The organism is Aeromonas popoffii, assembly GCF_037818705.1.
Lineage (GTDB): Bacteria > Pseudomonadota > Gammaproteobacteria > Enterobacterales > Aeromonadaceae > Aeromonas > Aeromonas popoffii.
Window position 1 is genome coordinate 1,726,355 of record NZ_CP149129.1, and the last position, 24,898, is coordinate 1,751,252.

General features: G+C 55.6%; 18 protein-coding genes and 3 tRNA genes. 17 read left to right on the forward strand and 4 right to left on the reverse strand.

All coding sequences use genetic code 11. The features are described from left to right. Position 1 precedes the first annotated feature (1 nt). The 14 genes from WJM78_RS08210 to WJM78_RS08275 all read left to right on the forward strand — a co-directional run bounded on the left by WJM78_RS08210 (position 2) and on the right by WJM78_RS08275 (position 20,311). Positions 2-1,540 (forward strand): sigma-54 dependent transcriptional regulator, encoded by a 1,539-nt coding sequence (locus WJM78_RS08210; RefSeq protein ID WP_339015038.1) that lies wholly within the window; start codon positions 2-4, stop codon positions 1,538-1,540. Further along, on the forward strand, positions 1,540-2,145 hold the full coding sequence (gene vasI, locus WJM78_RS08215) for a type VI secretion system-associated protein VasI (protein ID WP_212512477.1): 606 nt from the start codon (positions 1,540-1,542) through the stop codon (positions 2,143-2,145). Before WJM78_RS08210 ends, vasI begins: the two co-directional genes overlap by 1 nt. Positions 2,146-2,153: 8 nt before the next feature. Then, positions 2,154-3,572, forward strand: coding sequence for a type VI secretion system protein TssA (gene tssA / locus WJM78_RS08220; RefSeq protein WP_108537019.1), 1,419 nt, complete (start codon positions 2,154-2,156; stop codon positions 3,570-3,572). Positions 3,573-3,613: 41 nt separating this feature from the next. After that, positions 3,614-7,111 carry a type VI secretion system membrane subunit TssM gene (gene tssM / locus WJM78_RS08225; protein WP_339015041.1) on the forward strand — a complete coding sequence of 1,166 codons (3,498 nt, stop codon included), beginning with the start codon at positions 3,614-3,616 and terminating at the stop codon, positions 7,109-7,111. A 44-nt stretch (positions 7,112-7,155) separates the two neighbouring features. Further along, positions 7,156-8,586, forward strand: a complete 1,431-nt coding sequence (locus WJM78_RS08230) for a VasL domain-containing protein (protein WP_339015043.1) — start codon at positions 7,156-7,158, stop codon at positions 8,584-8,586. Positions 8,587-8,876: 290 nt separating this feature from the next. Then, complete coding sequence (locus tag WJM78_RS08235) at positions 8,877-9,164, forward strand: type VI secretion system PAAR protein (protein WP_042036267.1); 288 nt, start codon at positions 8,877-8,879, stop codon at positions 9,162-9,164. Positions 9,165-9,175: 11 nt separating this feature from the next. Then, positions 9,176-11,221 (forward strand): type VI secretion system tip protein VgrG, encoded by a 2,046-nt coding sequence (locus WJM78_RS08240; RefSeq protein WP_339015046.1) that lies wholly within the window; start codon positions 9,176-9,178, stop codon positions 11,219-11,221. 34 nt (positions 11,222-11,255) lie between these two features. Then, entirely contained in the window at positions 11,256-13,892 is a 2,637-nt protein-coding gene (locus tag WJM78_RS08245) for a hypothetical protein (RefSeq protein WP_339015048.1), read from the forward strand. Further along, positions 13,873-14,397 carry a hypothetical protein gene (locus WJM78_RS08250; RefSeq protein WP_339015050.1) on the forward strand — a complete coding sequence of 175 codons (525 nt, stop codon included), beginning with the start codon at positions 13,873-13,875 and terminating at the stop codon, positions 14,395-14,397. Before WJM78_RS08245 ends, WJM78_RS08250 begins: the two co-directional genes overlap by 20 nt. Positions 14,398-14,741: 344 nt before the next feature. Further along, the gene (locus WJM78_RS08255) at positions 14,742-15,002 is read left to right on the forward strand and encodes a hypothetical protein (protein WP_339015051.1); all 261 of its coding nucleotides are present in this window, start codon (positions 14,742-14,744) and stop codon (positions 15,000-15,002) included. A gap of 1 nt (position 15,003) precedes the next feature. Further along, positions 15,004-17,361: a glycoside hydrolase family 19 protein gene (locus WJM78_RS08260; protein ID WP_339015053.1), complete on the forward strand. Its 2,358-nt coding sequence runs from the start codon at positions 15,004-15,006 to the stop codon at positions 17,359-17,361. Then, the gene (locus WJM78_RS08265; RefSeq protein ID WP_339015054.1) at positions 17,361-18,071 is read left to right on the forward strand and encodes a hypothetical protein; all 711 of its coding nucleotides are present in this window, start codon (positions 17,361-17,363) and stop codon (positions 18,069-18,071) included. Before WJM78_RS08260 ends, WJM78_RS08265 begins: the two co-directional genes overlap by 1 nt. Before the next feature lie 594 nt (positions 18,072-18,665). Then, complete coding sequence (locus WJM78_RS08270) at positions 18,666-19,112, forward strand: hypothetical protein (RefSeq protein WP_339015056.1); 447 nt, start codon at positions 18,666-18,668, stop codon at positions 19,110-19,112. Positions 19,113-19,138: 26 nt separating this feature from the next. Next, positions 19,139-20,311 (forward strand): hypothetical protein, encoded by a 1,173-nt coding sequence (locus tag WJM78_RS08275; RefSeq protein ID WP_339015058.1) that lies wholly within the window; start codon positions 19,139-19,141, stop codon positions 20,309-20,311. Here WJM78_RS08275 and WJM78_RS08280 read toward each other — a convergent pair. The 3 genes from WJM78_RS08280 to WJM78_RS08290 form a co-directional block, all read right to left on the reverse strand. Next, a tRNA-His gene (locus WJM78_RS08280) sits at positions 20,312-20,387 on the reverse strand. A 52-nt stretch (positions 20,388-20,439) separates the two neighbouring features. Further along, positions 20,440-20,516 (reverse strand) — tRNA-Arg (locus WJM78_RS08285). 37 nt (positions 20,517-20,553) lie between these two features. Beyond that, positions 20,554-20,630 (reverse strand) — tRNA-Pro (locus WJM78_RS08290). A 203-nt stretch (positions 20,631-20,833) separates the two neighbouring features. Between WJM78_RS08290 and folD the strand changes: the two genes are divergently transcribed. Further along, entirely contained in the window at positions 20,834-21,688 is an 855-nt protein-coding gene (folD, locus tag WJM78_RS08295; RefSeq protein ID WP_042035387.1) for a bifunctional methylenetetrahydrofolate dehydrogenase/methenyltetrahydrofolate cyclohydrolase FolD, read from the forward strand. Between the two features lie 119 nt (positions 21,689-21,807). On the opposite strand, the gene cspD is transcribed toward folD, so the two are convergent. Further along, positions 21,808-22,026, reverse strand: a complete 219-nt coding sequence (gene cspD / locus WJM78_RS08300) for a cold shock-like protein CspD (RefSeq protein ID WP_042035390.1) — start codon at positions 22,024-22,026, stop codon at positions 21,808-21,810. Positions 22,027-22,255: 229 nt separating this feature from the next. Here cspD and clpS point away from each other — a divergent pair, with 229 nt between their 5' ends. After that, positions 22,256-22,573, forward strand: a complete 318-nt coding sequence (gene clpS, locus WJM78_RS08305; RefSeq protein WP_042035393.1) for an ATP-dependent Clp protease adapter ClpS — start codon at positions 22,256-22,258, stop codon at positions 22,571-22,573. A gap of 60 nt (positions 22,574-22,633) precedes the next feature. Next, positions 22,634-24,886 (forward strand): ATP-dependent Clp protease ATP-binding subunit ClpA, encoded by a 2,253-nt coding sequence (gene clpA, locus WJM78_RS08310; RefSeq protein ID WP_339015060.1) that lies wholly within the window; start codon positions 22,634-22,636, stop codon positions 24,884-24,886. The last annotated feature ends 12 nt before the right edge of the window (positions 24,887-24,898 follow it).

A 24,898-nucleotide genomic window follows, 5' to 3' on the forward strand; every position in this document is an offset into this window, starting at 1 on the left:
CATGGAACAAGCCCTCGCATTTGCCCTCGCCTTGACACAGCAGCGCGATGAGCAGCACCTGTGTCACTGGTGGACCTCGACCCTCAATGCCAGCTTTCAGCCCAAGGGTATCCTGCTTGGCATGCTGGATGTGAGCGGTCGCCAGCTCGAATGCACCGGCTGGGTCAAGGGGCAAGCGGTGGCGTTGGCGCTGGCGGTGGATGATTTTTCCCACCCGCTTGCCTATGTGTTGCACAAGGCCCAGTCCCGTACCTGGGACTCCTTGCACGGCGGAGCCCGCATCGAGCACACCGCGTTTCGCTCCCTGCTGGCCAACCTGGGTCAGCAGTGTGGCCTGCACGCCTTTCCCCTCAGTGATGGCAACGGCAAGCCGTTTGCCGTGCTGGCCATGATGGACGGCGGTGATGTGCTGCAGGAGTGGGCAGGTCGCCCTGAACTGGCCCAGCTGTCACAGGTGTTTTGCAACCAGCTCACCCTCATTCGCGAGCTGGGACGCAGTCGCCGGGATCAGGGAGTACTGCGTGACTCTCTGCGCCAGATGAAGGGAGAGGGGGAGCGTCAGCGTCAGCATGAGAAGCTGCTCGGCGATCAGCTTATCGGCCAGTCAGCGGTGATCCGCGGATTACGCGAGCAGATCGCCCAAGCGGGCCAGCACAAGCTGAGCGTGCTCATTCAGGGGGAGACGGGCAGCGGCAAGGAGGTGGTTGCCCGGTTGGTGCACCAGTGCTCCGAGCGCGCAGCCAAGCCGTTTGTGGCCATCAACTGCGCCGCCATCCCCGAAAACCTCATTGAGAGCGAGCTGTTCGGTTATCAGAAGGGGGCCTTCTCCGGTGCCCTTGCCAACAAGACCGGGCTGGTGGCCCAGGCCAACGGTGGCACCCTGTTTCTGGACGAGGTGGGCGACATGCCCGCCGCCATGCAGGCCAAGTTGCTGCGAGTGCTCGAAACCCGCAGTTACCGGCCACTGGGGTCTGAGCAGGAGTGTTACTCCGATTTTCGCCTCATCGCCGCGACCCATCAGCCACTCACTCGCCATGTGGAGGAGGGGCAGTTCCGGGGCGATCTCTACCACCGCCTCTGCCAGTGTCTGCTGCTCATCGCCCCCCTGCGGGAGCACATGGATGATATCCCCCTGTTGTGCCAGCACTTCATGGCCCAGTTTTCCACCCAGGATGGCAAGACCCTGGCGGGGTTGCAGCGCAAGTTTTTGACGCAGCTGCAAAGTTACGACTTCCCCGGCAACGTGCGCGAGCTGCGCAATCTGTTGGAGGTCGCCTGTGCCCACACCCGTCACGGTGAAGAGGTGGGGCTCAGCGCCTTGCCGCCGGAGCTGCGGGATCGGGTTTGTGCCGAGCTGCCCGATGCGCTGGATGATTACAACCATATCCGCGATCTGCGCCGGGCCATGCAGCAGTACGAGGCCTCCGTCATCGAGGCGCGCCTGCGCTACTTCCAGGGCAACCGCATGCTGGTGGCCGAGAGCCTCAATATTCCCAAGCGCACTCTGGATCACAAGTGCCAGAAACTGGAGGTGAACTGATGAACATCCCCGGCTTGTTGCCGCTGTTGCTGGCCACCAGCAGCGCCGTGGCCCCGCTGGACATGGCGTCTTGGCAGGCGTGCCGCCGCGAGCCATCGCCGCTGATCCGGCTCGCCTGTTATGACGCCCTTGGCAATGGTGTGACCCAGACGAGCGAGGGGGGCGCCCCCAAGTCTGCCGCCTGGCAGGCCATCTGGGCACAGGAGCAGGCTCGCACGCCGGACAGCCCTCCCTTCCTGCTACAGCAGGATGAGGGGCGTGGCAGCGCAACGCTCACCCGTCCCGCGTTGCGCGGGGCGACCCTGGCCATAGGGTGTGTCGATAGCATCACCCATATCCGGCTGCGGCTCGATTCCCCCTGGGCGGGGGAGACGGTGCAGGTTGAGCTGGACGGCCAGCCAAGCAGCAGTGACCAGAGCTGGTTTATCCGGGATCAGGGGCTGTTGCTCGAATATGGCCGCGGCCTGCCCGCCATTGAGGAGCTCAAGCGCTGGATTGGCCATCGAGAGCTGCAGGTACGGGCCGACAACGGCGCCTTGCTGCGGGTCGATCTCAGTGGTCTGAAAGAGGCACTGCTCCCCGTGCGTCAGCAGTGTCGCTGGTAGGGGGCGCCATGAGCTATCAACACCCCTGGTGTGCCCGTTTGCTCACCAGTTTGCCGGATGAGCAAATCAGAGGCGCCGTGCTGGCCGACGAGCCGCGCTGGGATTATGTGGAGACCGAGCTGGTCAAGCTGGGATCCCTGGCCCACAGCCAGGTTGATCTCAATGCGGTGGCCGAGGCGTGCCTCGGCCTGCTGGAGAGCCGCACCAAGGACATGCGGGTGCTGGCCCAGCTGCTGCGCTGCCTGCAACATCCGGCCAAGGCGACCCCTCTGGGAGCCGCGCTCAGTTTGCTGGAAGCCTGGGTCAAGGCTTATTGGCTGCTGGCCTGGCCCGGTAATGTCAGCCAGAAACAGCGCTTGATGGTGCAGATCGTCAAGCGCTTCGAGGGGGCTCTGCCGCGGGTGAGTGAAAGTGCCTCGGCGGCCGAGTTGGCTCAGCTGCTGGCCCAGACAGAGCAGCTGGAGGCCTGTTGGCTGGCCCAGTGCCCGGACAAGGGCGAGCTGCTCGAACCCTTGTTGATGGGGTTGAAGCGGGCCCAGCGCCAGCAGGTGGCGCAAGCTCAGGCCGATGCCAAGCCCGAGAGCGGCGCGCCCGTGGCCACGGCGGCCAGCATGGCGGGATCCATGCTGCTCAGCGGCAGCGCCAAGGGCTCGGGCATCGAGATCGACAGCTCCAATGACAGGGCCTGGCGACAGACCCAGCTCAAGGTGGCCGAGCTGCTCATCGAGCGCCAGCCGGAGGCGGCGGTGGGCTATCGCCTGCGCCGTCACGCCATCTGGGCCGGGATCACCACCCCGCCCATGAGCGCCGGGGGCCATAAAACCCAGTTGGCCCCCATGTCGACGGACATGGTGGATGAGTACCGCACCGCAATGGGGGCACCGGATCTGGCGCTCTGGCAGCGTATCGAACAGAGCCTGACCCTGGCGCCCTACTGGTTCGAGGGACATAGCCTCTCGGCCGAGGTGGCCCAGAAGCTGGGATTTGGCGCCGTGGCCCAGGCCATCGCGCAGGAGCTGGACGGCTTCTTGCAGCGGCTGCCGACCTTGCGGGATCTCACCTTCAGCGATGGCAGCCCGTTTCTGCCTCCCGAGTGCAGCCGCTGGTTGCAGCCCGCCAAGCTGGGCGGTGGGGGGGGGGACGGGGAGTCCAGTCTGGCTGAAGAGGTGGCCTTGCGTCATGGGGAGCAGGGGGTGGCTGCGGCCCTCACCCTGCTGGATGAAAGGATGGCGCAGTTGAAAGAGCCAAGAGCCCGCTTCCATGCCCAGTTGGTGCAGGCGGAGCTGTTGGCGCAAGAAGGCATGGAGGCGCTCGCGCGCCAGCACTATCAACACTTGTGGCAAGAGGCGAGTCGCCTGGGGTTATCTCACTGGGAGCCCGGGCTGGTCAGTCGCCTGGAAAGCCATGCGGCCCCATTGTCGAAATAAGTGCCGAAATGAGTCATTGAGTCGGAGTTGGATCACATTTTATGTTCAAAACCATCTTTACCTTTCTGCGGCAACAGCTGCCGAAATTGAAACCCTCCTGGCCCCTGCTCTGTGTGGTGCTCTGGGTCGTCGCCCTCATCCTGGTGTGGTGGCTGGGGCCCAGTATCGAGATCCGTGGCGCCAAGCCGTTCGAGCCGCTGTGGGGGCGGGTGGTATTCACCCTGCTCTGGCTCTGGCTGATGCTGGGAGTCCTCTCCTGGCGCGTCTGGCGCAAGATGCAGCAACTCAAGGCCGAGCGTCAGCACGAGGTGGTGCTGGAGCAGGATCCGGTCAAAGGGCTCATCGACAAGCAGGCGCAGTTCCTGGATCGCTGGCTGCAGGCGTTGAATACCCATCTGGGCAAGGGCGCGCTCTACGCCATGCCCTGGTATCTGGTGCTGGGGCTGCCCGGCAGCGGCAAGAGCAGCCTGATCCACAGAGCCAACCCGGCCAACAAGCTCAACCCCAGACTCGACACCGAACTGAGGGACGTAGCGCAGGAACAGCTCGTCGACTGCTGGCTGGGGGAGCAGGCTGTGATGCTGGATCCTGCCGGCGAGCTCTTTTCTCAATCCGAACCCGAGCTGGATCCGCAAGCCCGCAAGCACGAGCGGCTCTGGCTGCACCTGCTGAACTGGCTCAACGAACACCGTCGCCGCCAGCCTCTCAACGGCCTGGTGCTGACCGTGGATCTGGCCTGGCTCTCCCACGCCAGCGTGGCCGAGCGCAAGGCTTATGCCCAGCTGATGCGCTCCCGCCTGCAGGAGGTGTCGGCCACCATGAACACCCGGCTGCCGCTCTATGTCACCTTCACCAAGCTCGACTTGCTGCGCGGTTTTGACGTGGTTTATGAGCAGCTCGACAAGGAGGCCCGCGAGGCGGTGCTGGGGGTGACCTTCAACCCGAGCGACAGCCAGGGCAAATCCTGGCAGCAGGAGCTGGCCCTGTTCTGGGACCAGTGGGTGGACAACCTCAACCAGAATCTGCCCGAGCTGATGCTGGCCCGGCTCGATGCCGCCCAGCGCAACGCCCTGTTCTCGTTTGTGCGTCAACTGGCGGGGCTGAAAGATTACGTGACCAGCCTGCTTGACGAGACCCTGGCCATCGAGGAGAGCAAGCCGCTGCTGGTGCGCGGCGTCTATATCAGCTCCGTCTATCAGCAGGGGGTACCGTTCGATGCGTTTGCCCAGGCGGCGTCCCGTCGCTACAACCTGCCCGAGCCCATTCACTCGGCCCTGCGCGGGGAGTCCAACACCTATTTTGTGCGCAAGCTCTTCTCCACCATCATCTTCCCCGAGGCCCATCTGGCCGGGGAGAACCGGTTGCACACCCTCTATCGCCGTCGCCGCATGGCCATTGGTCTGGGTTGTCTGTCGCTCTTTTCGGCGGCACTTATCGGTGGTTGGCACTACTTCTACCGGGTCAACGAAGAGGCGGGCCGCAACGTACTGACCAAGGCTCAGGCCTTCATGGAGACCAACGAGGTGGCTGATGAACATGCCTTCGGGGTGAGCCAGCTGCCGCGCCTGAACCTTATCCGCGAGGCGACCCTCTCCTTTGGTAACTACCGTGAACGCACTCCGCTGGTGGCCGACCTTGGCCTCTACCAGGGGGACGAGATTGGCCCTTATGTGGAAGGATCCTATCTGCAACTGCTGAGCCTGCGTTTTCTGCCGGCCCAGATGCAGGGGCTGTTGGCGGATCTCGAGCAGGCACCGGCTGGCAGCGAGGAGAAGCTCTCCATCCTGCGGGTGATGCGGATGCTGGACGATGCGTCGGGTCGCAACAAGGAGCTGGTGGCGCAGTACATGGCCAGCCGCTGGCAGCAGGCTTTCCCGGGGCAGGGTGCGGTGCAGGAGCAGCTGATGGGGCACCTGGATTACGCCCTCGACCACACCGACTGGTACGGTGCCCGGGCAGCCCGGGATCCGGCCGCCATCACCGCCTTCGTGCCGTTCAAGGAGCCTGTCTATGGTGCCCAGCGTGAACTGGGCAAATTGCCCATGTATCAGCGGGTTTATCAGAATCTGGTGGTGAAGGCGGGTGATGTATTGCCGCCGGATCTCAATGTGCGTGACGAGGTGGGCCCCACCTTCGATGCCGTGTTTGCCCTGCGCAGCGACAACGCCGGTCAGGTGCCACGGTTGCTGACCTGGCCCGGTTTCAACGACTTCTTCCTCAAGCAGGACAAGGCGCTGATCGATCTCACCGCCATGGATGCCTGGGTGCTGGGCCAGCGCAAGCTGAGCCAGTTGAGCGAGGCCGATCGCAAGGAGATCGCCCGTCAGGTCAACGATCGCTATGTCACCGACTACGTCAACCAGTGGCAGAAGTTGCTGACCAACCTGGATGTGCAGACCCTGGAGAGCCCCGAGCAGGCGCTCGACGTGCTCTCTGCCATCACAGGCAACGATCAGCCGTTCCAGCGGGTGCTGGCCTCGTTGGATGACAACACCCGTATTCGCAAGGTCTCCGACGTGGAAGGGGATCCGGCCCAGGCCATCACGGCCCGTATCGGGCGTCCCTTCATGGCCACCAACGCCGTCCTTGGCGGGCGTGGCGAGCAGGGGCCGCTCATTCAGGAGGTCAATCAGAAGCTGGTGGAGTTGCAGCACTATCTGGAGCTCATCGTCAACGCTACCGAGCCGGGTCAATCGGCTCTCAAGGCGGTGCAACTGCGTCTGACCAACAAGTACGCCGATCCCGTGTTCGCCCTGCAGCAGTATGCCCGCAGCCTGCCTGCCCCGCTGGACCGTTGGGTGGGTCAGCTCTCCGAGCAGAGCTCGCGGCTGGTGATTGATCTTGCCATGTCGTCCCTCAATCAGGAGTGGCAGGACAAGGTGCTGGCGCCCTTTAACAGCCAGCTGGCCGGTCGCTATCCGTTCGATCCGGGCTCAGCCAAGGATGTGCCGCTCTCCGAGATGGAGCGCTTCTTTGCGCCGGGCGGCACCCTGGACAGCTTCTATCAGGTCAATCTCAAACCCATGGTGGAGAGCGGTCTGATGGAGGGAGAGTTCAGCTCGCCCATGCAGGCCGAGCTGGTCAAGCAGCTGGATAGGGCCGCCCGCATCCGCCAGATCTTCTTCAGCCAGCAGGGCAACCTGGAGGTGCAGTTCGCCCTCGAGCCCATCGAGCTCACCGCCAACAAGCGGCGCAGCGTGCTGAACCTGGATGGCCAGTTGCTGGAGTACGCCCATGGCCGTCGCACCAAGATCCCGCTGGTGTGGCCCAACACCATGCGTGACGGGGCCGAGAGCAAGATAACCCTGGTGCCGGCTGCCCGAGAACGGTCACCGCGCAGCGAAGGCTTCGTCGGCCCCTGGGCCATGTTCCGCCTGATGGACAAGGGGGAGCTGACCCAGGTCAATGAGGCGACCTTCGATGTGCGCTTCCCGGTGGATCAGGGGGCCATGACCTATCGCGTCTATACCGACAGCGCGCAGAACCCCTTCACCGGTGGCCTGTTCAGCCAGTTCAGATTGCCTGGATCCCTCTATTGATCATGTCGGGGGGACACAGAGCCCCCCGCATTTTGGAACCGAATATGTCACAGAATCAACAAGGTCAGCAGGCGCTGAAAGTGGGGCGTGACCCCAGGATGTTGCCGGAATACGAAGCGCTGCGCAGCGAAATCAACAAGCTTAGCCATGCCTCACGCCCCGAGGTGGACTGGCGCAAGATCCATCAGCTCGCCAGCCTTATCTTCGAAAAGCACGGGGTGGATCTGCAGACCGCCATCTACTTCACCCTGGCGCGCTCGCGCTTGCAGGGGCTGAGCGGCTTCACCGAAGGGTGTGAGTTTCTGGCCAACCTGATCGTGACCCAGTGGGAGAGCTTCTGGCCGCCGGTGCATCAGGAGCGGGCCCGTATCGAGATGCTCGACTGGTTCATCGCCCGCATCAGCGACGTGGTCCGCCAGTACCAGATCAGCCATGAAGACAAGCGACTGATCTACCGCTGCGAGCGGGCGCTGCAACTTATCAGCGAGAAGCTGCACAACGCGGGCTTAAGCCGCATTCCCCGGGTCGAGAACCTGGTGCACTTTATCGAGGGCTACACCCATCTGTTCGATGAGACCGAGATCGTCATCGTTTCCGATGAGCCCGGCCTCAAGGAGGAACTGCAGATCCCGCCCATGGTCTTCTTCAAATCCGACATGGAGAGCGATCACGGCGCCTCTGCCGGGGCGGCGACCTCGCACCTGCCTCAGGGCAGCATTCTGGTGGGACGAGAAAAGGGACAGATGAAGCCGACCGTGCTCAAGATTGAACAACATCGCCGGCAGCGGCCCGCCTGGTTCTGGTTTGGTTGCGGCCTGCTTAGCTGCGCCCTGCCTGTGATGGGCTGGCTCGGCTGGCAACATCAGCAGCAGGAGAAAACAGTGGCAGCCCAGCGTCTGCAACAACCGGCCGCCGAGCTGCCGCGAGCACTCAGTTATGACGACATTCGCCAGGCGCGCATTGTGTTGGGGGAGCAGACCCTGCAGGGCATGGAGAGCGAACTGGTGGCCCGTTATCAGAGTCAGCTTGTCCGGTTGGAGCAGGCCTCGCCGCTCTACTGGTATCGCTACGGGGAGGGGCTTCGCAGCTCGCTGCAGATGATCTATCCCGACTCGCTGGCGGTCAAGGCACTGGACAAGCAGTGGCAAACGCTGCTTGCCGGTCAGCAGGGGGATGCCATCAGCATGCCAACCTATCTGGATGCCCGCGCCGGGGTGGATGCCCTGCTCGATCAGTTGCTGGAGCTGGAGCGCCAGCGCAAGACGGTGACCATCTCTTACCTCAAGTCCCAGCTCTACGAGGTGCAGAAGAACCTGATGCAGAACATCCCGTTCAGCCTGCGTCTTGGCGAGTTGGAGGCGAGGAAGGCCTCCCGGGAGCCCATCACGGCAGCCGAATTAAAAAGCCTGGAAAATGATCTGAAAGCGCTCAATATCCGGCTCTATCAGTTGCAGCAGGGCGCTGACGGTAGTTGATAATGCTGTCTTGAGCAATGAATTGCGCAGTAGTTAGCGAATGTGACTGGTAGAGCAATTTTTGCCGTGTTGTTTGCCCTGTCTTGCGCAATTCATTGCAGCAACGCCGCTCAACGGCGCGAGTTGTTAGCATAAAATACTGATTTTAAACGTGATTTATGGCAGTTCAGCCATGGCATGGAGGCTGCTAGGTCGCTACCCCTGGTGTCTCTGCGCCCCGGCTCATGATGGTGAGCCTGCGCCATGGCGGGCGCCCCAACGGCGGCCCCTTGCCCACACGGAGAATTTATATGTGCCCTTCTATTGCATTGCTCGGTGACATTGGCACCGACCACGATGGGTTCCACCCATCCCCCGTGATTGCCGCTAGCCCGGACGTCTTTCTCGATGGCAAACCGGTGGCCCGGCAGGGTGATCCGCTGGCCCCTCACGTCAAACCCAACAATCCTCCCCATCCGCGCAGCATCTCGGGGGGCGTCGGCTCTGTTTTGGTCAACGGCAAACCCATCGCCGTGACCGGCACCGGCATAGGTTGCGGTGGCGTAGTGATTGGTTCGGGTAGCGGACAGGCAGGTTAAGGAATAGCGTTATGGCAGACAGCACAGGATTACAATTTACCGTCAAGGTGGGGGCGCTGCCCGAGACCACCTTCGTGGTGGCCGAGTTTGCGCTGGAAGAGGCGCTGAACGGGCCGTTCCAGTTGCGATTGGAATTGGCGAGCCCGGAGCCTGACGTCGACTTCGGCGCCGTGCTGGACCAGCCCTGCGAGCTGCTGGTGTGGTACCACGGCGAGCTGCAACGCCGGGTATGCGGGGTAGTGAGCGACTTTGCCCAAGGGGACAGCGGCTTTCGCCGCACCCGCTATCAGCTGCAAGTCAAACCGGCCCTGTGGCGATTGGGATTACGCCAAAACTCCCGCATCTTCCAGGCACAAAAGCCTGACGAAATCCTCTCTATTTTGCTGCAAGAGCACGGCATCACCGATTACGCCTTTGCCCTGAAAAACGAACACGCCCAGCGCGAATACTGCGTTCAGTACCGCGAGACCGACCTCGACTTCTTGAACCGTTTGGCCGCCGAAGAGGGGCTGTTCTATTTCCATGAATTCGAAGCAGGCAAACATCGCATCGTATTTGCCGACGATGCGGCGGCATTAACAGCTGGCCCTGAGCTGTTCTTTAACCTCGGCAACCGCTCGCTGGAACAGGGCGCCTACGTTCGCCAGTTCCACTACCGCGAATCGGTGCGCACCTCAGATGTAGAGCTCAAGGACTACAGCTTTAAGACCCCGGCCTACGGCCTCTCCCAGAAGAAAATGGGGGCTGAGCTCGAGCACCAGCGCGACACTTACCAGCATTTTGACTATCCGGGCCGCTACAAGCAGGACGGCAGCGGCAAGGCGTTTGCCCAGCACCGCCTTGATGCCCTGCGCAATGACGCTGTGGCGGGCAGTGGCAAGTCCAACAGCGCAGCCCTGCTGCCGGGCCAAAGCTTCTCGCTGACCGAACACCCCAACGGCAGCCTCAACACCGACTGGCAAATTGTGCGTATCAGCCACACCGGCTTGCAGCCGCAGGCGCTGGAGGAAGAGGGCGGCAGCGGCCCGACCGTTTACCACAACGAATTTGGTGTGGTCAAAGCGAGCACCACCTGGCGCGCCCGCATCGGCAGCCCCGAGGCACCCCACAAGCCAATGGTCGATGGCCCGCAAATTGCGATAGTGGTGGGCCCGGAGGGGGAGGAGATTTACTGCGACGAGCATGGCCGGGTAAAACTGCAGTTCCCGTGGGACCGCTACGGCAGCTCCAACGACCAGAGCTCCTGCTGGGTACGGGTAAGTCAGGACTGGACCGGTGGCCAGTACGGCATGATGGCCATCCCGCGCATCGGCCATGAGGTCATAGTGAGCTTTTTGGAAGGGGACCCCGACCAGCCCATCGTCACCGGCCGCACCTTCCACGCCACCAACCGGCCGCCTTACGAGCTGCCCGCCAACAAGACGCGTACCGTGCTGCGCACCGAGACCCATCAGGGCGAGGGCTTCAACGAACTGCGTTTTGAAGACCAGGCGGGGCAGGAAGAGATTTACATCCACGGTCAGAAAGACCTGAATGTGCTAATCGAGAACGATGCGGCTTGGCACATCAAGCATGACGAGCATCGTGACATCGACAACGAGCGGGTGACCCGCATCAAGGCCAACGACCACCTGACGGTGGAGGGTGAGAAGCGCGACCACATCAAGGCTGACTATTCGCTGACGGTAGATGCATCGCTTCACCAGAAGATTGCACAGGCACTGTTGGTGGAAGCGGGGCAAGAGGTGCACATCAAGGTGGGCGACAAGCTGGTGCTGGAAGCCGGGGCTGAAATTACCCTCAAGGGCGGCAGCAGCTTTGTGAAAGTCGACCCGAGTGGCATCAAGCTGGTCGGCCCCGCCATCAAGCTCAATGCGGGCGGCGGCGCAGGATCAGGCTCCGGCTGGGCGGGGCAGGTGCCCGTTATCCCCAAAGGGGTGGAAGTGGTCAAGGCTCCCGAGCTGGTTGAGCTGGTCAAAGCCATTGCTACCGAGAAGGCGATGGAGGCGTTGCTCAAGGCGCTGGAGCCCGATAGCGATTATCAGCCCTCCGCTTGATGTTCGACGAATAACACAGGATTGAATAGCAAAGATGAAAATCGTCTATCCCATGCAGCTGGAAGGTGCGAACGGCCCCAGCGAGGTTCCATCTCTCGATGCCTTTATCGAGAAGATCAACAGTCTCAAGAGCGGCACTTTCCTGATTGGTCGCAACCGCATCTGGCACGGTGGCATCCACCTCAGTGAGAAAGGGGGCTGGCACCCGAGCGGCGCTGTACGCGCCATTGCGGACGGGGAAATCGTGGCCTACCGACTGGCGACCAAACCAGCCAAGGCGACCCGTAGCGCCGAAGAGGGCAAGCCAGAGGGAAAGATTGACTTGTATACCTCCCCTTCGTTTTGTCTGGTACGTCATCGCTACGAGGCCGGTGAGCAGAGCAAGAATCAGCTGACCTTCTACAGCCTCTACATGCACATCGCGTGTGAGAACACTTACAACAGTCCAGAGGCGGCGCGAGTGACAGTCAAGGGGTCGGGTGTCTCCACCTATGAACCGGTGGCAGCGGGGGATCCCCTCAAACTGACACGCCGACTGTCGGGCAGTCACCCTGTGTATGCCAAAACAGGGGCTGAGGTGAAGCTGCTCCAGCAGACCCCGAGCAACCTGCTCAACCACAGAGATGAGGCCCACGATTACTTTCTGGTGCACTACGTTGATGAACCGAACAGCCCGTTCTATATCGCACAAAGCCAGTTGCAGCATGAATATCCGCAAAAGCCGACGTGGATGACCCCACCAGAAGGCAAACCGGCCCGTCATGGCATTCCAGGTAACACCTGGTTACGGCAAACGGCTGACACCACGGCGGGGAGCCTGGGGCTACCTGCTGGCAGTGAGGTGGTGGTATCTGGTGAGTCACAGATGGTGGCCCTCGGTGGCGGTTCGACCGAGTTTCGTAAAGTGCAGGTGTTCAAGGCGGGCAGCGGCACCGTCAAAGACAGCGCCAATCAGGTGATGGCCAATGCCGGTAAAGGTGCCGTTGGCTGGCTGGCGACAAGCAAGATGGGGGCGGGACTTGCTGCCGAGCCTAGCCTACCCGTCCAGTTTGAAGAGGCTGCGCCGGTCGTAGACCGCAGCGAGAACCCGATAGCGGTACAGGCCGGAGAGGTCATCGGTCACTGGGGTGAACATCAGATAGCCAAAGCCGGTGCAAGTGGCTTAGTGAAAGACGCCGACAGTAAAGCTGTGCACTTTGAGGTGTTTGTTGCAGGCAGCGACAAGCAGGCGCTTGAAGATTGCATCAATAACAAGGCGCGGGTAAGCGGTGGCCAAGGCTACCTGCTAGTGAAACAAGAGGTCACTACCTATCGTCTCACCAGCGATAGTCAGCATGGTTTTCACGATGTTGCCAAATTTGGGCCACTGGTCTTACCGTTGGCCGTGAAAGAGTCCGATAAAGTCAGTCACGGTGCCAACAACTTTGTGAAGGTGCGTGAGCGGACGGCGGCTGACGGGGAGCTGGCGGGCGAGTTTGTATTGCTGGCTGATGGTGTCGAAGTGGTCAGCCAGCATGACTGGCACAAGCTGGGCGTCAAGCTGGTCGATGGCAGCAGTGATGAAGATGGCTTTTTAGACAAGGCTGATACTGCTACGGATAGCGAAGAGTCCCAACAGAAAGAGGCGAGCGAATTTTTCAGCACCCTCTATGACAAGCTGGTGACAGATAGAGACAACGATGGCACCCTGAGCGGCAACGATATCAAGGCCGCGCTGGCCGATGAGGAATTGGCGGGCAAGTTGCGTATGTTGTTTATCAAACATAAAAGCGAATGGGTACAGCCAGGGACATGGCCGCGCCTAAAGCAGGAGCTAGCTGACCAGCCGAAGCTCTATGAGTATGCGATGCAGGTACACAACAATATGGCGTGGATGGAAGATGCCAGCGCGATCTTGGGTGATACCAAGCCTTGGTTTATTCATCCTGCGGGGATGATGGGGTTGGTGGCTAATACTAAACAGAAAGAGTTCGTTACTGTTGCAATGTTAAGGCGTGTTTTTGAAGGGCTATATGGTAAAACAGAGAAGCAGGAGTTGCTTGCTGGTATTGCTGAGCAGATAAATGGAAACGCTATTGAATACAAGTTGGATACCCCCCTTAGACTGTCGCATTTTTTTGCGCAAGTCAGACAAGAGGCTGGTGCAAAATGCAGAGTTGAAGAAGACTTCACGTACAGTTCTTCAGGCTTGATAGATCTTTTTAGCTATTTTTCTAGAAATAGATCAGAGGCTGAGCTTTATGGTTATAAAAATGGAGTTAAATATGTCTCAAGAGAAAATCAAGAGGCTATTGCAAATAGAGCATATGCAAATAGAAATGGCAATGGAAGCGTATCCTCCGGTGAGGGCTGGAAGTATCGTGGTAGAGGATTAAAACAACTAACCGGAAAATCCAACTACGAAATATTTAGGCAAAAAAATCTCGAAATCCATGGCGAGAATGTGGACTTCATTAATAATCCAGACCTTCTTAGCAGCGATGTAAAATATGTTCTACGATCTGCTGTTAGTTTTTGGTTGTCCAATCGACTATATATCAAAGCAGATCAAGGCGATTCTGATGCTAATGTTGATAGCATTACTGCAATTGTTAATTTAAATACTGCTAGCTATCAAGAAAGAAAAAATCATTTCAAGAGAATACATAAAAATGAAAAAATATTTAACTAGCATTGTTTTATTAATTCCGTCCTTAGTAAATGCAGGCGGTGGGCTTGTCGAGTTACATCCCCCTATAAAAGCTGTGTATCAAGGGAAGGAAGCCATAGTTTCTTTTCTCGCTAGCGAAGATGCATCTTCCGGTAATGTATATACAATTGCATTGCCTTCACGAAAATCAGATAATATAAGCATCCCCAGCCTCGTTAAGGGTAAGATAATATCGGTATTCTTTTATGAAACAAAAGAAACTGATGCGAAAGAGAATGGAAGATCTATGTTTGTTCTCAATCAAGAAATAGTTGACAATGAATTTCAAGTTGGAAGTATTTACTCAGCAGCTAGATTTTCATTACTTCCTCAGCCCTCTGGACTAATGGTTCAATTCTTTGAAAGTGACAATCAGGATTATCGTTTTTTAAACTGCTTTGATGGTGTATATAAGGACAATAAAAAGCATTCATCATGTGAATATAAAGATGCCAATTCAATAAAGAAAGCTCTTGATAGAAAATAATACCCCCCCCTCTCTTTGCTACGTCCATTGTGGAGGGGGAGTTCGCTAAAATTGTAAGAAATAAATTTATTTCCTTATGATGAGCTCGGTTGTAACACTAATAAAAATAAAGCGGTATCAAAATTTGGTTGGCGCATTGTTTTGTCTGTCGGCGTGATGGAGAATACGCAATGGCAGCAGGTTTTACTTATTGTAAAATAGCATGAAAATAAATTTTAGGAAGAGAGATAGCTTTCAGTTGTTGCATTTTATTTTGACAAGGCAAGAAATTCTAGGACACCCACCTTTCTGAGCAAGGCGTTGTTTGGCCTGTTATCACCGCAGTCGCTTTTTAAAGATCAGGGATGACAGCTGGGGGAGGCAACTCCCCCAGCGACATTGCCTCCCTCTATGCCTTTATCGAGAAGATCAACAGTCTCAAGAGCGGCACTTTCCTGATTGGTCGCAACCGCATCTGGCACGGTGGCATCCACCTCAGTGAGAAAGGGGGCTGGCACCCGAGCGGCGCTGTACGCGCCATTGCGGACGGGGAAATCGTGGCCTACCGGCTGGCGACCACACCGGCCAAGGCGACCCGCAGCAGGAAAACTGGGGGAAGGTATTGATTTGTATACCTCTCCGTCGTTTTGTCTGGTACGCCATCACTACGAGGCGGGTGAGCAAAACAAGAACCGTCTGACCTTTTACAGCCTCTACATGCACATCGCGTGTGAGAACACCTACAGCAGCCCAGAGGCGGCGCGAGTGACCGTCAAGGGCTCGGGTGTCTCCACCTATGAACCGGTGGCCCACCTCAAGCTGACACGCCGACTGTCGGGCAGTCACCCTGTGTATGCCAAAACAGGGGCTGAGGTGAAGCTGCTCCAGCAGACCCCGAGCAACCTGCTCAACCACAGAGATGAGGCCCACGATTACTTTCTGGTGCACTACGTTGATGAACCGAACAGCCCGTTCTATATCGCACAAAGCCAGTTGCAGCATGAATATCCGCAAAAGCCGACGTGGATGACCCCACCAGAAGGCAAACCGGCCCGTCATGGCATTCCAGGTAACACCTGGTTACGGCAAACGGCTGACACCACGGCGGGGAGCCTGGGGCTACCTGCTGGCAGTGAGGTGGTGGTATCTGGTGAGTCACAGATGGTGGCCCTCGGTGGCGGTTCGACCGAGTTTCGTAAAGTGCAGGTGTTCAAGGCGGGCAGCGGCACCGTCAAAGACAGCGCCAATCAGGTGATGGCCAATGCCAGCAAAGGGGCCATTGGCTGGCTGGCGACAAGCAAGATGGGGGCGGGACTTGCTGCCGAGCCTAGCCTACCCGTCCAGTTTGAAGAGGCTGCGCCGGTCGTAGACCGCAGCGAGAACCCGATAGCGGTACAGGCCGGAGAGGTCATCGGTCACTGGGGTGAACATCAGATAGCCAAAGCCGGTGCAAGTGGCTTAGTGAAAGACGCCGACAGTAAAGCTGTGCACTTTGAGGTGTTTGTTGCAGGCAGCGACAAGCAGGCGCTTGAAGATTGCATCAATAACAAGGCGCGGGTAAGCGGTGGCCAAGGCTACCTGCTAGTGAAACAAGAGGTCACTACCTATCGTCTCACCAGCGATAGTCAGCATGGTTTTCACGATGTTGCCAAATTTGGGCCACTGGTCTTACCGTTGGCCGTGAAAGAGTCCGATAAAGTCAGTCACGGTGCCAACAACTTTGTGAAGGTGCGTGAACGGACGGCGGCTGACGGGGAGCTGGCGGGCGAGTTTGTATTGCTGGCTGATGGTGTCGAAGTGGTCAGCCAGCATGACTGGCACAAGCTGGGCGTCAAGCTGGTCGATGGCAGCAGTGATGAAGATGGCTTTTTGGACAAGGCTGATACGGCCACTGACAGTGAAGAGTCCCAACAGAAAGAGGCGAGCGAATTTTTCAGCACCCTCTATGACAAGCTGGTGACAGATAGAGACAACGATGGCACCCTGAGCGGCAACGATATCAAGGCCGCGCTGGCCGATGAGGAATTGGCGGGCAAGTTGCGCATGTTGTTTATCAAACATAAAAGCGAATGGGTAAAGCCAGGCGATTGGCCGCGTCTCAAGCAGGAGTTGGCTGACCAGCCGAAGCTCTATGAATATGCGATGCAGGTACACAACAATATGGCGTGGATGGAAGATGCCAGCGCGATCTTGGGTGATACCAAGCCTTGGTTTATTCATCCTGCGGGGATGATGGGGTTATTAGCCCCTGTTGTTTTTACCTCCATTAAATGCCATAAATGTCAAAAAGATATATCACTATCTTTTGAGTTTATGCGAACCTTTACTCCATCATCTGTTTCAGATTCTCGCCTTCATGATTTTATTGCCAGATGGAATGAGAGTGCAATTAGCTATGGCATTAATTCTTGTGAGCAAGTAATAAATTTACTAGGACAAGGAAAACATGAAACGAAACGATTCACTGCGTTCAGGGAGTCTTTGGTTTATAGAAGTTACACAGCGGAATCTTTATACTCTATGGCTCCAACTGCCATCAATAATGGTTTTGCAAGAAAAGGTTTGAGTTTATCCAGAGATGAGAAGATGGATTATATAAAACGCCATCTATTGAATAATGATGCTGGATATGGAGAGCATGCTTTTGGGAGCAATGAATTTCCAGGTAAAGATTATCGCGGACGTGGCTTGTTGCATTTAACTCATGCGGAAAACTATAGGTTGTGTGCTCTGGCGACAGGTTTAAATATATACTCTAACCCAGAGTTAGTTGAAAGTGATATGTCATCCATAGTATTGTCTGGATTTTGGTTTTGGAGTTCAAACAATTTAGGTTCTATCGCAGATAGTAACGTAAATCATCTAGATAAAGTAAAGAAGATTACTAAGATTATAAACCCTGGCCTAAAAGGTCTTGAGGAACGGGTTGAATTTACAGCGGAAGCAAGAGAGCTTCATGTTAGATTATTTGGGGAGTGTAATTGATGCCAGCTTTATTCTTTCTTTTTTTATTGTCATTTACTTGTGCAGCACAGTCAGAGATATCAATTCAAGGTAATGAGGGGGAACTATTTTTCGTAGACAGGGTTGATGAGGCTGTCGGCGATAATGTTATCGCGACATTCTTTGATGAAAATAACGGGGAGAAATATTTTGTTGATGACCTTCCTTATTTATCTTCTAAGGGGAAAGTGCAGGATGCCTTCTACTTAAACACAGATAAATTAAAGAGCCGATATTTTGTCATTCAACAATCCCAAATAGATTCAGACACAGGAATGAACTGGTCTAATTATTTTAATGTTATCGTGTTTTCTTATGTTAATGGGAGGTTGACTAAGGATGATAAATTAACATCTTATTTTGGTTCTGGTGGAGATATTTTAAATCCTAATGGAGCTAATAGTATAGATTACTCCTTTCCATATAATAAAAAGGAAAAAATTATACAAACAGCATCCAAGCCGGAATTTTATGCATGGATGAAAGGTCAAGATGTAAAGTTAAAAATCAAAGGAAAAAGTTATTTTTTTCCTGAGCCACTACCAATTAATAGAGCTAAGTCTTATCTTATCGAAGGTGATGTTGTTCTGAGGACAAAACATGAATCAGGTTGGGATTATGTCGTCTATAAATCAACTAAAGGGCGAGAATATTCTGGCTGGATGCCTTGTTCCTTAACTGGAAGCTGTTAAATAATAAAAGAGGTAGGCTTGATTCTTCACACATGATCAGGCCTGCGTCATTTTTCCCAAGTGGATGTAAGTTGTTATTAGACGTGTATTGTTTTTTCTTCCTATGTTAATGGTCACATGACTACCGGTTGATGCATGATCGATACAGTATTGATCCCGATTGATGCGACTTCATCCATGTAAGGTTAGCTAATGAAACTAAAATAATATCAAAATTGGCTTTCCCAGTATCTTGTCTGTCGGCGTGATGGAGATCAAGCCATGGCAGCCGAACTCGCTGAGTCCATTGTTAATTATTGGCGACATCATGAAAATGTAACCTGACTATCTGTTGTTGCGCTTCATCAGAGCAAGGCTTAATAATAACCAATGTTTAAATTAACTTTCAAGGACTTTATTTATGATGCAGCTAAATTAAATAGGCGATTGAAAATGGCTGTATTTATAAGTGGGCAAGTCTTCCTCCTGGTCGACATGGACAACCAATAAAAACAATGGACGAATGTTTGAGATATGATGAATAGTTTCTTTCTGAAGAGCGTTCTGGAAAAACTTAACTGTTCATAAAGCCCGGTTTTTTGGAGTTGATTGACAATGAGAAATAAAATTCTTGTTTTTTTTATGATTTTATCTGAAATGGTAAGTGCTGATACAGGCTCTTATGTAGGTTATTGGTCTGTTAAATGCGGTGGATTTGGTGGGTATATAAATGTATCACAGAGTTCCACAGTTACAATCAATGTCAATGATAATAACTTGCTAGTTGATGCGAGACTGGTTGAGTCAGGACGGGGTTACGCTGAATTGTTTTTAGTTGATGTATTGGAGTCTCGTAATGAAATAATAAATTGGGACTCGATTTCTAGAAGCAAACCCATCGCCAAGTTGAATTTTAATAGCAATAGTAATAGCTTTGCTGTTGATTGGTTTGGTTTTTTTGATGAGAAAGATCAAAAATATGTTTGGGATACGCAGCCTGACTTTGTTGTAGCTGAAAAGAAAAAAGATGGGATGACTCTGCATAAATGTGTTTTTAATTAATATGGGGAGGCAACTCCCCCAGCGAGATGGCCTCCCTCGATGCCTTTATCGAGAAGATCAACAGTCTCAAGAGCGGCACTTTCCTGATTGGTCGCAACCGTATCTGGCACGGTGGCATCCACCTCAGTGAGAAAGGGGGCTGGCACCCGAGCGGCGCTGTACGCGCCATTGCAGATGGGGAGATTGTGGCCTACCGGCTGGCGACCAAACCAGCCAAGGCGACCCGTAGCGCCGAAGAGGGCAAGCCAGAGGGAAAGATTGACTTGTATACCTCCCCTTCGTTTTGTCTGGTACGTCATCGCTACGAGGCCGGTGAGCAGAGCAAGAATCAGCTGACCTTCTACAGCCTCTACATGCACATCGCGTGTGAGAACACTTACAACAGTCCAGAGGCGGCGCGAGTGACCGTCAAGGGCTCGGGTGTCTCCACCTATGAACCGGTGGCCCACCTCAAGCTGACACGCCGACTATCGGGCAGTAACCCTGTGTATGCCAAAACAGGGGCTGAGGTGAAGCTGCTCCAGCAAACCCCGAGCAACCTGCTCAACCACAGAGATGAGGCCCACGATTACTTTCTGGTGCACTACGTCGATGAACCGAACAGCCCGTTCTATATCGCACAAAGCCAGTTGCAGCAGGAATTTCCACAAAAGCCGACGTGGATGACGCCACCGGAAGGCAAGCCTGCTCGCTATAAGATCCCTAGCAATACATGGCTACGTAAAAGCGCTGACACCACAGCTGAGAGCTTGGGGTTGCCTGCAGGCAGTGAGGTGGTGGTATCTGGTGAGCCACAGATGGTGAACATCAATGGCGGCACGACAGAGTTTCGTAAAGTACAGGTGTTCAAGGTGGGCAGCGGCACCGTCAAAGACAGCGCCAATCAGGTGATGACCAGTGCCAGCAAAGGGGCCATTGGCTGGCTGGCGAAAAGCAAGATCGGTGCAGGGCTGGCTGCCGAGCCGAGTATCCCCGTCGAATTCAAAGAGGATGCGCCCGTCGTTGACCGCAGTGTTAATCCGATAGCGGTTCAGGCCGGAGAGGTCATCGGTCACTGGGGCGAACATCAAATAGCCAAAGCCGGTGCAAGCGGCTTAGTGAAAGACGCCGACAGTAAAGCTGTGCACTTTGAGGTGTTTGTGACCGAGCAGGACAGCAAAGATGATTCTGAGAAAAGGAATAAGCAGGCAAAGGGGTAATGGGGTGGCTGATGGGGCTCGAACCCACGACAACCGGAATCACAATCCGGGACTCTACCAACTGAGCTACAGCCACCACTGAAAATTTCCATTAATACCATCCATCCCGGGGAGAGAGGATTTATTAATGGTGCGCCCTGCAGGATTCGAACCTGCGACCCACGGCTTAGAAGGCCGTTGCTCTATCCGACTGAGCTAAGGGCGCTCTGTATCGATCAGCCAAGCTGGCTCATCGATGAACTTGGTCGGTGATAAAGGATTCGAACCTTTGACCTTCTGGTCCCAAACCAGATGCGCTACCGGGCTGCGCTAATCACCGAAAATTTCTTGTCCAGCATACCGATAGCGGCGGTACTGGGCAACGGGCGGGCATCATACCCAAGCGGGAAAGGCAGCGTCAATGTATTTTTCCGCTAGTAAATTCAAGTGCCTACTTATTGCCCGCTTAGCGAGCGCTGCTAACACCCGCGCCAAAAAAATGCGACAATGCGCGGCAGTTGAACACATGGTGAGTGAAGAACGATGTCTGCCAAAATCATTGATGGAAAACAGGTTGCGCAAACGATTCGCAATCAGGTCGCAGCGCAAGTCCAACAGCGGTTGGCACAAGGGAAACGGGCGCCAGGTCTGGCGGTGATCCTGGTCGGGGTTGATCCGGCGTCTCAGGTCTATGTCGGCAGCAAGCGCCGCGCCTGTGAAGAGGTGGGGTTTATCTCCCGCTCTTACGATCTGAGCGCGACAGCGAGCCAGGAAGAGTTGCTGGCCCTGATCGATCGGCTCAATGATGATGTGGACGTAGATGGCATTCTGGTGCAACTGCCGCTGCCGGCCCATTGTGATACGACTCAGGTGCTGGAGCGTATTCGTCCCGACAAGGACGTGGATGGCTTCCATCCGTACAACGTTGGCCGTTTGGCTCAACGTATTCCGGCGTTGCGTCCCTGTACGCCCAAGGGGATCATGACGCTGATTGAGGCTACGGGTGTCAAGACACACGGCCTGCATGCGGTAGTGGTTGGAGCATCCAATATTGTGGGACGCCCGATGACGCTGGAGCTGCTGCTGGCCGGTTGTACCACGACCACTTGTCATCGCTTCACTCAGGATCTGGAAGATCAGGTGCGTCGTGCCGACTTGCTGGTCGTGGCGGTGGGCAAGCCGAACTTCATTCCGGGGGAGTGGATCAAACCGGGGGCCTTGGTGATCGATGTGGGCATCAATCGTCTGGCTGACGGTTCTCTGGTGGGGGATGTGGAGTTTGAGACGGCGCGTAATCACGCCTCCTTCATCACACCGGTTCCGGGGGGCGTTGGTCCCATGACGGTGGCGAGCCTGATGGAAAATACCCTGAGCGCCTGTCAGGACTACCACGACTAGGCCCTGTGCTGGCCGATGAAGCCTGCGTCTGACAAGCTTCACGCTCGCAAGAGCGCACTGCTATAAAAAAACCGGCGACCTTGCGGTCAGCCGGTTTTTTTATTTATCCAGTTCGACTCTTACATGTTCTGTGCTTCGTTTGGCACGATGACAGAGGCGTGATTTCCTTTCGGCCCCTGCTGCAGTTCGAAGTTGACTGCTTGACCTGCTTTCAAGGTCTTGTAACCTTCCATTTTTATCGTGGAGTAGTGGGCGAAGATATCTTCACCACCCCCTTCCGGACAGATAAACCCAAATCCTTTTGCGTTGTTAAACCACTTGACTGTTCCGGTTGCCATACATCTACATCCTTTTATTGATTACCCTGAAGTCGTTGAGTAACCTGCGCCAGCCCTTTATAACTAGTAGCATATGCCCATAGCAGACGGGCGCCGATTAGCAAGTAACCAATCTAGTCTAACTTTTGAGCGAGTCAAGGAGTTGTTAACAACTGATGTGATCGGGTTAACAAGTCTATTGACAATCTTGTGTTAGACGGTAGTAATCTAGAGGTACCGAAGCGCGATTATGAGCAAGCAGAAAGAACTCTTTGCTAATGAAGAGATTGCACAAGCAGAGAAAACGAAGCTGCAACCGCCACCCATGTACAAGGTCGTCCTGAACAACGATGACTACACACCGATGGAGTTTGTGGTGGAGGTGCTGCAAAAGTTCTTTGGTATGGATTTGGACAAGGCCACCCAAGTGATGCTGAGTGTGCATTATAGTGGTAAGGGAGTCTGTGGCATGTTCACCGCCGAGATTGCCGAAACCAAAGTGGTCCAGGTCAACACCTATTCACGTAACAACGAGCATCCACTGCTATGTACCATGGAAAAGGCTTGAATCTGATGACTTGATGGCGATGACGACACCACATTGTTGCTGTACTGAGGGGAGGTGCCTATGTTGAATAAAGATCTAGAAAAGACGCTGAACGAGGCTTTCAAACTGGCCCGTGACGAGCGCCACGAATTCATGACCGTCGAGCACCTGTTGTTAGCCCTGTTGGATAACAGCTCAGCCCATGAGGCGCTGAGTTCATGTGGTGCGGATGTGGAGCTGATGCGCAAAGAGATCAGCGCATTCATTAGTCAAACAACCCCGCTTATTCCCCGCGATGATGAAGACAGAGAAACTCAACCCACGCTTGGCTTCCAGCGGGTGCTGCAGCGTGCCGTGTTCCATGTTCAGTCTTCAGGTAATACTGAAGTCAGCGGCGCCAACGTGCTGGTCGCCATCTTCAGCGAGCAAGAGTCACAGGCTGCCTATTTCCTGAAGAAAGCCGAGATCAGCCGGCTGGATGTGGTCAATTTCCTCTCCCACGGGGTGCGTAAAGACAGCAAGCCGGATAACAGCAGTAACAACGCCGAGTCTGATGACGATGTCTCTGCCGCCCAGATCGAGAGTTTTGCGACCAACCTGAATCAGTTGGTGCTGGAGGGGAGAATCGACCCGCTCATCGGTCGCGATCAGGAGCTGAGCCGCACTATCCAAGTACTGTGCCGTCGCCGCAAGAACAACCCGCTGCTGGTGGGCGAAGCGGGTGTAGGCAAGACGGCGATCGCCGAAGGGCTGGCCTATCGCATCGTCAAGGGGGATGTGCCCGAGGTGATTGCCGGCAGCACCATCTATTCACTCGACATGGGCTCCCTGCTGGCTGGCACCAAATACCGTGGTGACTTCGAGAAGCGCCTCAAAGTGCTGCTCAAGCAGATTGAGCGCCAGGAAGGGGCCATTCTGTTCATCGACGAGATCCACACCATCATAGGGGCCGGGGCAGCTTCCGGTGGCCAGCTGGATGCGGCCAACCTCATCAAGCCGTTGCTCTCCAATGGCTTGCTCCGCTGTGTCGGGTCGACGACCTACCAGGAATATTCCCAGATTTTCGAGAAAGACCGAGCGCTGGCCCGTCGTTTTCAGAAGATCGATGTCGTCGAGCCGAGTGTGGATGACACCACTCGCATCCTGATGGGGCTCAAGAGCCGCTACGAATCGCACCACGGTGTGCGTTATACCGTCAAAGCGATCCGTGCCGCGGTCGAACTTTCGGCCAAGTACATCAATGACCGCCATCTGCCTGACAAGGCGATCGACGTGATCGATGAGGCGGGGGCAGGGCAGCGTCTGCTGCCTGCGAGCAAGCGCAAGAAAGTGATCAATGTGCCGGAAATCGAAGCCATAGTCGCCAAGATAGCCCGTATTCCAGAGAAGTCTGTCTCTTCTTCCGATAAGGAAGTGCTAAAGAACCTGGAGCGGAACCTCAAGATGGTGGTGTTTGGTCAGGACAAGGCAATCGCTGTGCTGACTGACTCAATCCGTCTGTCACGCTCGGGCCTTGGCAATGAACGCCGTCCTGTGGGTTGCTTCCTGTTTGCTGGCCCGACCGGGGTGGGCAAGACAGAGGTCACCCAGCAGCTTGGCAAGGCGCTCGGGGTGGAAGTGCTGCGTTTTGACATGTCCGAGTACATGGAGCGACACACAGTCTCTCGTTTGATTGGTGCTCCTCCTGGTTATGTCGGTTTTGAACAGGGCGGCTTGTTGACCGACTCAGTGCTCAAGCATCCGCACTCAGTGGTGCTGCTGGACGAGATCGAGAAGGCGCATCCTGACGTGTTCAACCTGCTGCTACAGGTGATGGACAACGGGACTCTGACGGATAACAACGGGCGCAAGGCGGATTTTCGCAACGTGATCCTGGTGATGACCACCAACGCCGGTGTGCAGGAAACCCAGCGCAAGTCCATTGGCTTCCAGCAGCAAGACATGAGTCATGATGCCATGGCGGTGATCAACAAGACGTTCAGTCCGGAATTCAGAAACCGGCTCGATCACACCATCTGGTTCAACCATCTGGACATGACGGTGATCCATCAGGTGGTTGACAAGTTCATTGTCGAGTTGCAGGTACAACTGGATGCCAAGGGCGTGTCTCTTGAAGTGTCCGAGGGTGTCCGCCACTGGTTGGCCGAGAAGGGATATGACAGGGCGATGGGAGCCAGACCCATGGGACGGGTCATCCAGGAACACCTCAAGAAACCCTTGGCCAATGAGATCCTGTTCGGATCACTGGTTGATGGGGGGGTAGTAAAGGTTGAGTTGGTAAATGACAGCCTCAGTTTTGATTTTCAGGTCAATATTGAAGCTGTCTCCCACTAAGCACTGATAGTT

What these genes read in the sequence shown, in the direction of transcription:
- WJM78_RS08210 (WP_339015038.1), top strand. Translation starts at nt 2, where the DNA reads ATGGAACAAGCCCTCGCATTTGCCCTCGCCTTGACACAGCAGCGCGAT.
- WJM78_RS08270 (WP_339015056.1), top strand. Translation starts at nt 18,666, where the DNA reads ATGAGAAATAAAATTCTTGTTTTTTTTATGATTTTATCTGAAATGGTA.
- cspD (WP_042035390.1), bottom strand. Translation starts at nt 22,026, where the DNA reads ATGGCAACCGGAACAGTCAAGTGGTTTAACAACGCAAAAGGATTTGGG.
- folD (WP_042035387.1), top strand. Translation starts at nt 20,834, where the DNA reads ATGTCTGCCAAAATCATTGATGGAAAACAGGTTGCGCAAACGATTCGC.
- WJM78_RS08235 (WP_042036267.1), top strand. Translation starts at nt 8,877, where the DNA reads ATGTGCCCTTCTATTGCATTGCTCGGTGACATTGGCACCGACCACGAT.
- clpS (WP_042035393.1), top strand. Translation starts at nt 22,256, where the DNA reads ATGAGCAAGCAGAAAGAACTCTTTGCTAATGAAGAGATTGCACAAGCA.
- tssM (WP_339015041.1), top strand. Translation starts at nt 3,614, where the DNA reads ATGTTCAAAACCATCTTTACCTTTCTGCGGCAACAGCTGCCGAAATTG.
- WJM78_RS08265 (WP_339015054.1), top strand. Translation starts at nt 17,361, where the DNA reads ATGCCAGCTTTATTCTTTCTTTTTTTATTGTCATTTACTTGTGCAGCA.
- WJM78_RS08240 (WP_339015046.1), top strand. Translation starts at nt 9,176, where the DNA reads ATGGCAGACAGCACAGGATTACAATTTACCGTCAAGGTGGGGGCGCTG.
- WJM78_RS08275 (WP_339015058.1), top strand. Translation starts at nt 19,139, where the DNA reads ATGGCCTCCCTCGATGCCTTTATCGAGAAGATCAACAGTCTCAAGAGC.
- WJM78_RS08250 (WP_339015050.1), top strand. Translation starts at nt 13,873, where the DNA reads ATGAAAAAATATTTAACTAGCATTGTTTTATTAATTCCGTCCTTAGTA.
- WJM78_RS08255 (WP_339015051.1), top strand. Translation starts at nt 14,742, where the DNA reads ATGACAGCTGGGGGAGGCAACTCCCCCAGCGACATTGCCTCCCTCTAT.
- vasI (WP_212512477.1), top strand. Translation starts at nt 1,540, where the DNA reads ATGAACATCCCCGGCTTGTTGCCGCTGTTGCTGGCCACCAGCAGCGCC.
- clpA (WP_339015060.1), top strand. Translation starts at nt 22,634, where the DNA reads ATGTTGAATAAAGATCTAGAAAAGACGCTGAACGAGGCTTTCAAACTG.
- WJM78_RS08245 (WP_339015048.1), top strand. Translation starts at nt 11,256, where the DNA reads ATGAAAATCGTCTATCCCATGCAGCTGGAAGGTGCGAACGGCCCCAGC.
- tssA (WP_108537019.1), top strand. Translation starts at nt 2,154, where the DNA reads ATGAGCTATCAACACCCCTGGTGTGCCCGTTTGCTCACCAGTTTGCCG.
- WJM78_RS08230 (WP_339015043.1), top strand. Translation starts at nt 7,156, where the DNA reads ATGTCACAGAATCAACAAGGTCAGCAGGCGCTGAAAGTGGGGCGTGAC.